Here is an 11,794-nt window from a genome sequence, read left to right on the forward strand (position 1 = left end):
AGGATTGAATTAAGTATAGACGCTAAGACACATGTCCCCTTTCCAGACCAATGAGACCTGGACTTGGCGAGGCTCCAAACTGGTGTTAAGGTTGTGATCAGTTCTGTAGACGGATATAAAGGAAAGAACATGCAATGGCTAAAGCATAAACTCAAATCAAAACTTGGTGTGCTGACACTCGCCCTAGGGACAGCCGCCTGCTCATCGACCTTAACGTTAACGGATGGCACTGGGCAAAACATGGTCGGTGCTCAGGGCATTGTCACACTGGTCAACCTTCATCCGGATACAGGTAGAGGGCTCCGACTTTCCGCAGTAAACTGGCAAATGCCGATGACCATTCCAATGTGCAGTGAGGTTGAGATCCAAGAGGTCACTAAAAAAGTTGCCACGATACGGGTTAAAGAGACAGGCATAACGCACCTTTACTACTACCACAAAGCAGCCAATGAGCCCTTCGACCAGCACCTGAAACGATACTTCGGCTACCAATGCGATAAAGCAAAAGTCGCAAAACTAAGCAAAATTGACAAAAAGGGAATTAAAGATGGCAAACCCTATGTCGGCATGAGTAAGCAAGGCATTATTTACGCAATGGGCTATCCACCACCGCACCAGACATCTTCAACTGATCTCGACACGTGGAAGTACTGGAAAAACCGGTTCGATACCCTGCTTATCCAGTTTGAAAAAGGCAAAGTCACGCAAATTATCGACTAAAACAGTAACAAGCGGTTCCTGTAAAACACAACCTGAAACAATTTTCTCTACTGCGTGTTCAACAAGGGATCGCTTTCGAACCAGAACCGAAATTTTTTTGCGTGACAATCAAAGCTTTCGAACGACAATATACCGGACGGGCATGGCATCGGAATCCTGCAGCAGCTCAAAACCGAAAGCCCGGAACCATTCCAGGATCTCTTTTTTATGCCAAGCATCAACAAAAGGCTCATAAACGCGGTTGGCAAACCATTTGAAATAGACCCCTTCAACACCAAATTCAAACAACATACGTAACCATGAAGAGTACATCTGCTTAGGAGAAGGTTCTGTAATCGCGATCAAGCCACCCGGCTTGAGAATTCGGTGGAACTCCTGAAGCGCAAGGTCTGCATATTTTGGCGGAATCTCATGAAGCAAAAAGGAAATGGCAATGCCATCAAAACGATTATCTGAAAATCCGGTATTCTCTGCCGTCCCCAGAATAAACGGGATATCCGGATGGGAAGCCGCTGCAAGTTTTAACAGGTAAGGAGAAGGATCTATGCCCCAAACGTCAGCCCGGCCTTCCCGTTTGAGGGTAGCCGCCAAGGCACCATGACCACAGCCCACATCGAGAACACTGGCACAGGAATTCAGTTCACGGGACACGCGAGTTCTCGCCTTTTTCATATGACCTAACATCACTCGATCAAACCAGATTGAGTAACCTTTGGTGAATTGCTCTGAGTAATAGCCATTTGGCAAATGATGAAACTCTTGCAGCATGTAATTCGGTACCCCATTTGCGCCAGGCATATCTTCCGGCAGGCGCACCCGTTGCCGAGACGAAAACAGGAGTTTAAATAATTTTTTACGATCCTGAGGGGTATTCAGCTGTAAAAGATCCGGCCATGCTTTAGGGAGGTTTATTCGACTCCAGTCAGGGACAACTGGATCAGCTGCAATTGACTCGATGTTCACTGATTCCATATCGATATAGTTTCCAGGGAAGAATTGAGCGATTCCTAATTGAAAACAAAAAATTCGAGAGCGCAATAGACTGAAAAGGCAGGGTAAAGGCTGAAATCAGCCAATAGTAAAAAACGAGGCTCAAGGCCTCGTTTAGGTAACGATATTCAACAGTTTAGCTCATTAGCCCTTACGACACCCGCACTCACCAAGCTCTTGCGCCATACGCCCTAGAGCAAAGCAAACTCGATCGAAAGCTGTTGCTAACCGCTACCGTATAAAATCTGAGATGTTACAGAGCAACGATATTCTCAGCTTGAGGACCTTTTTGGCCTTGAGTAATTGTGAACTCAACTTTTTGACCTTCGGCCAAAGTTTTAAAACCAGTACCGGTGATTGCACTGAAGTGAGCGAAAACGTCTGGTCCATTTTCCTGTGAAATAAAACCAAAACCTTTGCTCTCGTTAAACCACTTAACGGTGCCAGTTACTGTATTAGACATAATAATATCCTATTAAACATGGGTAATAAGTGCCTTTCATATAAAAGACGTTAAAGCTGAGAAGTGGTGGGATTACTTATGAAAAACAGGACGAGGTACAACAAAGGAACTTCGTAGCGATGTAACATAAATACAAGCCGTACTTTCAAGCTCGTTTCATATTACGCCACAGCCAGAATATGTCAACTGACGAGCGGACAATTCACAAAAATTTATTCTTTTTATTCCCAACGCCCCAATTGAGGGCCAGCTTTGTTACCTTGCTTGCCCGGAGATTCCCATCAGCAGTATACTGGAGATACAGCCTTTAAACGTTTGTTGGAGGTTATCCTATGGCCACGATTAACGCAGATTCTGCGCCGCAATCCACGCCTCATGTTATCAAGCACTTTGATAAACCCGTAATAATCACAGTCGTAAAACATTTTACCGACCACCATGTTTCCCGGCTTATTCAAATCAAAAGTGCCATGGCCGCCGGGGCTCGCCTGAGCGAACATGAAATTCAATTTCTTGAAGACGTGCACACAGACACACAAATAGCCAGAACGGCCATCAGTAACAACCCAGAATATCAAACTCTTTTTGCGAAAGTTATCCAACTTTATTCAGAAATAGCCGAGCTCGCGATTCAGAATGAATCTTCCCCCCCTTGACCGCAGCTAAACCCCGACCAGATCCGAAGTTGGCCAAAAAAACAACATTACAGTTGTAAGTTATTTACCCAACACCTGAAAACAGATAGTATTGAGTAAAGCCTTTCTCTATGTTTTTCATAGATTTTTTTGACAGCTCGCTCACTTTTTAAAAAAACAGTTGTTTCTCCGCTCATGGAGGAGGAAATACTCATGATCCGTATTGGTACAATTGCACTACTTTCAACAATTTACCTGACCAATGTTTCGGCAGAGGTTAAAACCTTAACGAATGAAGAGATGTCTTCGGTTGATGGGCAAATCATGTCTAACACGCCAAAAATCAATTTAGTCATTGATAACGATTCGGACAATCAACAATCAGTGTTTCTTGTTTCCGGGTTGCTCTTGGCCAGTCAACAAGCACTCGCGGATGCCCTGCAGAGCGATCCAAATGCGACTGAAGCACACGAACAGCTGGTCGCAGACCTTGAAGAGGTACTCAACGGTGGCTTAATCGGTGATGCTGAGCTGGGTTTACTGTTTGGCTTGTCCCCCTTGTCCTTTATTCCTCTGAGCCGTCAGGTGGGTGGCTTTGAATATAACCCTCAGGATATCAGTGTTCAGGGTGAGATGACGGTCCAGTTCAGGCTGGACGAATAAAGCACTTACATACATGTCCGGAATGTCCGGAACAGCCATCAATGCCACTCGCGATGGCTTGTTTTCAGCGCTTCAACATTCACCGGCTGAGTCGCTGATTTATTTCCTGTGCTTACCCGTTTGTATCATTGCTTGCGGACGACGACCTGATTCAAGATTCACGTTTTTCGTCGTTGCAAGCCTCTGCCTTGTCAGCTTCAGCTTGAATTTGACCACACTTTCGGGTTTCATATTCAGCTTGCTGATGGCGACCAGCTGTTACATACACTTCCAGCCGATCCGCGCACATCGCTATTTCAAGCAGAAATCCATCAACGCTCACTCACTAAAACCCGGATATATCGCATTACTAAGGCCTCTGAACACCGCACTAATGATCGCCTTGGCAATTGCGCTGGTCGCCCATATCTTGCCGGGGTTTCCAAGGTGGGAGCCCTTCCCGCCAATGTCACTTTCTATCCAGTCTTTGGAATTCCAGCTGAAATTGAGCTTTGATACGGCGTTGGTGGCAATCTGCCTGCTTTGCTTCGGGCAAATGCAAAATCAACGCAGGCGAATTCCCTTTGAAAGACGATTTATCCTGGTTGTGAGCCTCGTAACCCTGTCCGTACTCAGTATCCTTGGCTATTTTCTCGGTCTTTTTGTATGGGATTACAAGCTTTCCCATGTACTCCCCATCTGGCTCGCAAAAAACCTGTTACTAACCTGCATCGCCGAAGAAGCTTTTTTTCGGGGCATCGTCCAGTTTGAAATTCAGGATCGACTCAAGCATAAATCATATGGATCGATTCTGAGCCTTGGCTTGACATCCGTACTCTTCGGGCTGGCCCATTTTGCTGGCGGGCCCAGATACATGCTCCTTGCCTCAATTGCAGGTTTTGCTTACGGTTATGTCTACCAAAAAACAGGCCGAATTGAAGCCAGCATTGCGCTGCACTTGTTTGTGAACTTATTCCACTTTGTGTTCCTGAGCTACCCGATGCTGGTACCGGTAGAGATCCTATAGGTGGAACCCCTAACGCCCCAGATTTGCCAGATGGCGCTCTCGAATTGCCTGTAGCGCGCCGGAATCACGCATTTTATTCAATACCCGGGTGACGCGGTCCAGCAATGGACGGTGTTTGACATGTAAGTAATGAAATAAAGCTTTGTGAGTTAATGGGGGCTCCAGAGCTTGAATATTGGACAAGCCCAGCTTTTGAATGCGGTACATCCCTTCTAAACGGGACGCGATTGCAACGGTATCAGGGGAATTCGATAGCGCGGCGAAAACGCGATCATATTCTGGAAGCGCTCTCACGTTCATGCCCGAAGTACCCTGTTCTGCGTACTTTATGCCCAATTTAATCAGTAATGGATAGGGCTTCAAACTTTCCCAGCCATTTATTTCGATATTGAATTGAGACCAGGCAAGGGCTTCGAATCGATTAATTTCCACGGGTACGCGCATCAGGTTCCGATAGTTTTCGTCAATGCCTTCAATCCGATTGACTTCACCGTCCAGCAGCCCACGGTTCGAAGAGTAGAGCGCCCGCTCTCCCGGCATAATTGAAAACTCGACATCAATGCCCAAGCGCTCATACGCTTTCTTGAGAATAACTGAAGAAAGCGTGGATTCACGGCCGTCCAACAGCGCAAAAGTCAGTTTGGAAACAGGCCCAGGCCGCGTATCTTTAACATCATCGGCCAGAACCAAGGGCGTTGCAGCTAAAATAAGCCAACTTGAGAAGATAAATCTCATTATCATTGCCAATAAGGCCCAAATGAAGAACATAGATTTCTTAATATTGTAGTTTGCCCCTATATTGTAGTTTGCCCCTATATTGTAGTTTGCCCCTGAAAAATTAACACACCAAGCGCAATATTGAGAAAGGCGAATGGAAGTCGATAACCACTAACTGCGAACATCATCAGTCTGGATTGCGCTACCCCATACATTGCTACCTCCCAAACGCCTCTTCCAAAATACCGGTATCAGGCTATTTCAAACAACTCTGATTGCTTTATTTCAAACAAATGGAACCCTGCATCTCAAACTCGGCATTAATGACGGGTGCAGGCGGCATACCGTATACCAGCGCTGTGGCGCTGATCCGGCCGACGGCTGAACGCCCACCGGTTGCATCGAGTACATTGAACTCTTCAGCATCCAAAGTAAAAAAGGGTGCATGAGACAAATCCAACGTAAAACGATCATCCATCACCAATTCAAGCGTAAACGGCTCACCATTCTTTTCCCCCTGCATATTCATAATCGTCATCGCGGCACCGGATATGAACGGCTTGCCGGCTCCGGTAATACCGGTCATAAACAACGATGTTAAATCTATTGCACCGGCTTCTGGAAAAAAGCGCTGCGCAGACTCCGTGAATCCTCCATCGATGTATACAACAGAGCCGTCCGAGAATGTTAATGTACCATCCAGACTTTTGCCCGACAGACAGGTTCCTGGAACAGCAGGAAACGCAAACGTTGTTCCGTAAGCATGTTTATCGACTTGCTTGCGCAAATCCGAATTCTGCAACAAGGGACAACCAAAGAATTTCGAGGAAACCAGAGCGGTCATATCAATTGCCACCGGTTCATAATTTTTGGGACAGCTCTGAATGGATGTTGGTGATGCGAATACAACAGTCGCAGGCAACGCGACAACGATCGAAACAAGTGTCGATGCAGCGGTTTTTTTAAACATGATAATTTCCTTATACGTGCAATGTGAGTAATCCGAAGCGAATCTCGCTTCAGGTCACCTGATGATCCAATCTTGGTGATCCAATACGGCGGAATTTGGAGTACTACCGGTATCACCCAACTATCAGGCAACTATCAGGCAACTATCAGGCAACTTCGCAAGTATAGAGCCCCGCTGCCAGCACCCTTCCGAAAGCTACAAAAACAAATATTTCTCTACACTTCAGTTACATTCCAGCAAGTATATGAACACATTGAACATTTTTAACCGGCAACCTCAAATAGAGCAGGCCGAAAAAGCGCGACTAAATCCATAAAATTGGAAAACACTAACATTGTCGTCGGATCGAATACTGTTTAAGCTGGAATATTAACGATACCATTGAGCTACGATGCGCGATGTAGCAACAAAAACCCAGGCGACTATTAATGTTGAAACGACTTAAACGCTCAGTAATTAATCGACCCACGATCAATCTATCCGTCGTATTGTCCACCGTATTGCTAACGAACGCTTCAACCGTTTTCGCGAATGAAGCGACCGAAGATCAACATACCCCATTACTTTCCGAGAACACTCAGCTGACAGTTTACAAAACAGAGAGTTGTGGTTGCTGTAACGACTGGATTAAACACATGGAAAACCATGGCTTTGAGGTGACGGCACACAATCGCAATGATTTGAGTGCGATAAAGCAGGCTGCAGGGCTGACACCTAAACTGGCGTCCTGCCACACCGCATTTGTCGGGGGCTATGTAATAGAAGGCCACGTACCGGCACAAGATGTCATCGAGTTATTGAAACAACAGCCGGACATGAAAGGCCTTACGGTACCGGGTATGCCCGCAGGAGCAAACGTACCCGGTATGGAGGTGTCTGACGATAATGCCACTTTCGATGTACTGGGCTTTCGTGCCAATGGCACGGTCAGACGCTGGAATCACTACGAATAATCACCCGGCAAGGTGAAATGCTTAGTGATGCCGAGGGACAGGACTCAACCAAACTCGGCAATAAAACTCTCGACTTTATCGACCATTTTAGGCGATCCAACAATCAACGGGCAACGCTGATGAAGTTGGGTCGGTTCAATATCGAGAATACGCTGCCCCGGATTCGCAATCGCTTTACCGCCCGCCTGTTCAATCAGAAATGCCATTGGGTTGCACTCATAGAGCAGTCGGAGCTTACCATTCGGGTAGCGACTTGAAGTGGGGTACAGGTATATCCCGCCTTTAATCAGGTTACGATGAAAATCTGAAACCAAAGAACCGATATAGCGAGAGGTATAAGGGCGTTTCGTGGCCTGATCCTCTTCCTGACAGTACTTGATGTATTTTTTTACACCTTCAGGAAAGTGCACATAGTTACCTTCGTTGATCGAATAAATCGTGCCATCTTCCGGAATGTGCAGATTTGGATGGGACAAACAGAACACGCCGATGGTCGGGTCATAGGTGAATCCATTAACACCATTACCCGTGGTGTACACCAGCATCGTTGAAGACCCATAAATCACATACCCTGCAGCCACTTGTTTGTTGCCAGGCTGCAAAAAGTCTTCTTCCGTAACATGGCTGCCAAGCGGGGAAACACGATGATAAACAGAAAAAATTGTCCCCACCGACACATTCACGTCAATATTGGAGGATCCGTCCAGCGGATCGATAAGCACGACATATTTGCCTTCGAGGTTTTTGGTCTCTTCAAATTTTACGAACTGCTCCTCTTCTTCTGAAGCAATCCCGCAAATCACGCCACGCTGAGCCAGTGCATTTTTAAACCGTTCATTGGCATAAACATCAAGTTTTTGCTGCTGCTCTCCCTGAACATTTTCACTCCCTACAGCCCCCGTTAAATCCGCCAGCCCGGCTTTATTGATTTCTCGATGAAGGATCTTTGCAGCCAGACGGATGGATGAAAAGAGGGACGTAAGTTCACCACTTGCATCCGGATAATCCATTTGCCGGTCAATAATAAACTCACCCAGGGTTTTTATGATTTCCATACGATACTCTTTTGTGCTCGTTTGAATGACGTGAGCGCAATTGTGCGCGATTTGACGTTCTTTACATGGGAATCAAGTTTAACCCATGCAGCCATGAACGAAAATAGAGAAACTCAGCTAATCCGGGACAGTCTGACCAATTGTCGGTTTAATTACAGCAGAATTCGAACCTGGCGATAATCTCGCCCACTGCAAATGATAAAGATGCTTTTGGTTAAATCCGCGTTTCAACTCAAGTCGCTCCAGGTCAAGCAACATGATTCCCCTGGAGTCAGTGTACGCCAGGAGCTTACCATCGCGGCTAATATCCCGATCACGAACCGCACTGGTTTTAATTGGCAATTTCTGTAACTCACCCCGGCCAGCGTGCACCCGCCACCACTCAAGGTGCTGTGAGCGCTCCCCCGGATGAGCCTGAGCCTCTGGAACAAACCAATTCAGCAGCGGCTTGACTCGCTGCCAAACACTGTGGTGCACCGATTTGTGCTGCTCGAACGCCAGGAAATAAATCCACGGCGATGACCCTTCAGCAACCAGCTCACCAATGGGTGCGAGCTGCTCATGAATCCGCACTGGAGGTGCATTCAATTTCGGATTCAGGGTCATCAGGGAAGACCGCCCTTGATCTTCATCTCGATAAACAAATGCGATAGATTCCGATACGTGTGAGGGCGCAATGCGATTTTCAGGGGAACTTTCGCTCTGCCACGGCTGACCAGTCGTAACACGCACTGGACTAGTCGCATTGTTGGAAATCAGCTCTACGAGCCCCGTTTCAATGTCCAGGCGCAGCAAACGAATATTGCGATCCGCTCGCCCATTGATGGCATTTAACTCTGCGCTGACGTAGTAAATATACCGAGCGGACTGAGACCAAAGCGGAGCAAAATGGTACTCAACTCCTTTTGCTGGCAGGGTGACTTGCTCCAGCCTGACGGTGTCCTGCTGATAATCCAGAATGTAGATCCCCTGACTCTGGTGCTTCGATTTATCCCCTTGATAGGCGATTGCGAGCCTCGACTGTTCAGGGTGGTGGTCCATCTGATAGAAATGCTGTTCAGGCCCCAATTTGAGTAACTGACGTCGTTCGGAACGGTCACCTCCAAGCTTGAGCCAAACCAGTTTGGCCTCCACCCCCGAAGCATCCAGAACGACAACAGCCTCTGTACTATTTACAGCAGAAGCATTAACAACCCACGCGCACCACAGCAACAATACCGATACCCAGTACCGTGCCACAAGCATCAATCTGTGAGCTCAGGTGATTGGTAATTCGGCACATTAAACACCGCGCCTCCTAAACATTCTGGCAACGGCGGAATTTCTTTAGGGCCCGGGTTGGAGGTCACAACCTCCACCTTGAGTGCATGATAGTGATAAATACCATCAGGAAATTCAGCGGTGGCACTCGTATGCCCGTTACAGTCGTCCAGGCTTGCACGATCATAACCGTCCGTACCATAGATCGGGAAACCATCCGCCATCATGCCAATCGGTGCCGCATGCCCTGTTGCACTATCGACCTGTAGCGCATAGTCCGGCAGGCAATCTGCAGCCGAATTCGCTTCAAGCGTGTGGGTATGAAGTCCGTCGTTGACCGGATAGGTTGGATCTCCGTGATAATGATAAGGCGCACCTTCAAACCCTGAATGCCCGTTACAATCGTCCAGAACCTCCCAACCGGTAGGATAGTCATTGGTCACCGCATAACCTGCACTGAACTGCACAGGTGCCGTTGGCGTTTCGAAGGTCGCGCCCGAAATGGCGATGCCACTGTGATCATCCGGATTAAGTGTCCGCGAGCCGTTGGAACTGATTTCAGGATTGAGCGGGACGATAAAAGCTCTGACGTTTGCTTCAATTGGGTAACAGGTCCCACCCTCTTCAGCGGGCCCGTTATTCGGGTCGTCGAAACAAATATCAGGCGTGTTCGTATTGTCGCGGGTTGTATAGTCATAATCGTAGGTGGATGGTACTCCATTGCTTTGCAGGAGAGACGCATCAACAATGCCATCGTGTTGCCAATCAATAAAGGCTACATGGACGAAGGGTCGAGCCAGGACATCAGGATTTATTTCTGCGCCAAAGCGCGCACTGGAAAACCAGTCTGCCACGGTTACGGCATCAACCAAGGTCGCACTGCTGGCAACAGTTGCGCTGGTCGTCCCCTCCAAACCTGTACCAGCCATCCGCTCTGGTTCAGGGTAGTGAGGCAGATGCCAGAGCTTACCCATCAAGCACTCCGGCAACGGTGCCAATGTGCCGCCTGCGGCGCTGACGGCATCGGCACTGAGCGCGTGATAGTGATAAATACCATCGGTAAATTCAGGCGTTGCCGTGGTATGCCCGTTACAAGCATCGAGTGTCGAGTTTGCGTAGCCATCCGTTCCGTAAATCGGAAAGCCATCTGCCATAAAGCCAATCAAATTTCCGTGTCCCGACGATTCCGATACGGTCAGGGTATACTCCGGCAAACAATTATTCGCACCGGTTGCACGCTGGGTATGGCTATGTTGTCCGTCAGTATCCGGATACGTCGGATCGCCATGATAATGATAGGGAGCGCCTCCGGTGCCCGCATGACCATTACAGTCATCCAATACTTCCCACCCCTCGGGATAGGCATTCAAAACAGCATAGCCTTCGGATTGCTGCACCGGTGCCACAGGCGTTTCGAAGGTCGCACCCGAGATCGCCATGCCACTGTGATCGCCCGTTCCAATCGGGGTCGCCGTTGTGGTCAAGACAGGCTTTAACGGAATCACAAATGCTCTGGCATTGGCTTCAACCTGATAACAGGCACCACCTGCTGATTCCGGGCCGTTACTTGGATCATCAAAGCAAATATTACTGATATTCGCGTTGTTGCTGGTGGTATGATCGTAATCATAGGTGGACGGTATCCCGTTGGATTGCAACAAGCTGGCGTCCATCACACCGTCATCGTCGTAATCAATAAACTGGACATGAACGTATGGCCGGGCATCTTTGGGGGGCATTGTCGAAGCAGGAAAACGTGCAGCACTGAAAGTACTGGTAATCAGGTCTGAAGAGACAGAAAAGCTCGTTTCAGAGTGGGTGTCCGCAGTGGACGATTTATCAGTTGTATCTAACGCAACTTGCATTGATGCAGGACTCACAGGCAATGACACACCACCGAATGCGGCAAATCCCAATGCGGTGAGCGTCAGGGTGGCGGAGCCATCTGCAAACGATAGCGTGGTTGGCTGATTGAGTCCGAGAAAATCAAGCGAGCCACGATTATCTGAGCTCACCTGAATTCGAGTCCCCGCAATAGAGAACTGGTATTCTGCAAGACTGCCCGGCAATTCAACGCGTTCGACATTCCCATCGATTTGCAAATGGGGTGACCCCGAAACCAAAACGGTTTCCAAACCTCGAGCCCCGTAGATATTGCTATCGCTAATCACGCTGTACCGCTCGTCGCTGGACAAAAAGGCATTGTTTCCGTCTATTTCAGCGGCTTTTAGGCTCACGACACAGAACACCGAACACAGCCCTGCGACCCCTTTAAGCATCCCGCTCTGCACATGCTTGCTCATCACGCCCGTACTCCCCCATTTTTCGATCTATGGAAGAAACTATAGTCCACTCTGGGCAT

The 11,794-nt window shown here is 48.0% G+C and carries 12 protein-coding genes; 5 read left to right on the forward strand and 7 right to left on the reverse strand.

Annotation, left to right across the window (positions count from 1 at the left end):
- Nucleotides 1-129: 129 nt before the first annotated feature.
- Complete coding sequence (locus tag OLMES_RS20810) at nucleotides 130-720, forward strand: hypothetical protein (protein ID WP_087463034.1); 591 nt, start codon at nucleotides 130-132, stop codon at nucleotides 718-720.
- A 108-nt stretch (nucleotides 721-828) separates the two neighbouring features.
- On the opposite strand, the gene OLMES_RS20815 is transcribed toward OLMES_RS20810, so the two are convergent.
- Together OLMES_RS20815 and OLMES_RS20820 are read right to left on the reverse strand one after the other, a co-directional pair.
- A complete protein-coding gene (locus OLMES_RS20815; protein ID WP_087463035.1) occupies nucleotides 829-1,692 on the reverse strand; it encodes a class I SAM-dependent methyltransferase in 864 nt (287 codons plus the stop codon).
- Between the two features lie 271 nt (nucleotides 1,693-1,963).
- Nucleotides 1,964-2,173 carry a cold-shock protein gene (locus OLMES_RS20820; protein WP_087463036.1) on the reverse strand — a complete coding sequence of 70 codons (210 nt, stop codon included), beginning with the start codon at nucleotides 2,171-2,173 and terminating at the stop codon, nucleotides 1,964-1,966.
- Between the two features lie 332 nt (nucleotides 2,174-2,505).
- On the opposite strand from OLMES_RS20820, the gene OLMES_RS20825 reads away from it, so the two are divergent.
- The 3 genes from OLMES_RS20825 to OLMES_RS20835 all read left to right on the forward strand — a co-directional run bounded on the left by OLMES_RS20825 (nucleotide 2,506) and on the right by OLMES_RS20835 (nucleotide 4,477).
- The gene (locus tag OLMES_RS20825; RefSeq protein ID WP_087463037.1) at nucleotides 2,506-2,829 is read left to right on the forward strand and encodes a hypothetical protein; all 324 of its coding nucleotides are present in this window, start codon (nucleotides 2,506-2,508) and stop codon (nucleotides 2,827-2,829) included.
- 192 nt (nucleotides 2,830-3,021) lie between these two features.
- Nucleotides 3,022-3,471, forward strand: coding sequence for a hypothetical protein (locus tag OLMES_RS20830; protein ID WP_087463038.1), 450 nt, complete (start codon nucleotides 3,022-3,024; stop codon nucleotides 3,469-3,471).
- Between the two features lie 13 nt (nucleotides 3,472-3,484).
- Nucleotides 3,485-4,477, forward strand: a complete 993-nt coding sequence (locus tag OLMES_RS20835) for a CPBP family intramembrane glutamic endopeptidase (RefSeq protein WP_087463039.1) — start codon at nucleotides 3,485-3,487, stop codon at nucleotides 4,475-4,477.
- A gap of 9 nt (nucleotides 4,478-4,486) precedes the next feature.
- Here the strand turns inward: OLMES_RS20835 and OLMES_RS20840 are convergent, their stop codons facing one another.
- Nucleotides 4,487-5,212 (reverse strand): type 2 periplasmic-binding domain-containing protein, encoded by a 726-nt coding sequence (locus OLMES_RS20840; protein WP_157678430.1) that lies wholly within the window; start codon nucleotides 5,210-5,212, stop codon nucleotides 4,487-4,489.
- A 262-nt stretch (nucleotides 5,213-5,474) separates the two neighbouring features.
- The gene (locus OLMES_RS20845) at nucleotides 5,475-6,164 is read right to left on the reverse strand and encodes a hypothetical protein (protein WP_087463041.1); all 690 of its coding nucleotides are present in this window, start codon (nucleotides 6,162-6,164) and stop codon (nucleotides 5,475-5,477) included.
- A gap of 428 nt (nucleotides 6,165-6,592) precedes the next feature.
- On the opposite strand from OLMES_RS20845, the gene OLMES_RS20850 reads away from it, so the two are divergent.
- Nucleotides 6,593-7,117: a DUF411 domain-containing protein gene (locus OLMES_RS20850; protein ID WP_087463042.1), complete on the forward strand. Its 525-nt coding sequence runs from the start codon at nucleotides 6,593-6,595 to the stop codon at nucleotides 7,115-7,117.
- A gap of 44 nt (nucleotides 7,118-7,161) precedes the next feature.
- On the opposite strand, the gene fbp is transcribed toward OLMES_RS20850, so the two are convergent.
- The 3 genes from fbp to OLMES_RS20865 form a co-directional block, all read right to left on the reverse strand.
- Nucleotides 7,162-8,172 (reverse strand): class 1 fructose-bisphosphatase, encoded by a 1,011-nt coding sequence (gene fbp, locus OLMES_RS20855; RefSeq protein ID WP_087463043.1) that lies wholly within the window; start codon nucleotides 8,170-8,172, stop codon nucleotides 7,162-7,164.
- Nucleotides 8,173-8,289: 117 nt separating this feature from the next.
- On the reverse strand, nucleotides 8,290-9,411 hold the full coding sequence (locus tag OLMES_RS20860; protein WP_157678431.1) for a TolB-like translocation protein: 1,122 nt from the start codon (nucleotides 9,409-9,411) through the stop codon (nucleotides 8,290-8,292).
- 5 nt (nucleotides 9,412-9,416) lie between these two features.
- On the reverse strand, nucleotides 9,417-11,735 hold the full coding sequence (locus OLMES_RS20865) for a YHYH protein (RefSeq protein ID WP_087463045.1): 2,319 nt from the start codon (nucleotides 11,733-11,735) through the stop codon (nucleotides 9,417-9,419).
- Nucleotides 11,736-11,794: the final 59 nt, after the last annotated feature.

This window comes from Oleiphilus messinensis (assembly GCF_002162375.1).
Classification (GTDB): domain Bacteria; phylum Pseudomonadota; class Gammaproteobacteria; order Pseudomonadales; family Oleiphilaceae; genus Oleiphilus; species Oleiphilus messinensis.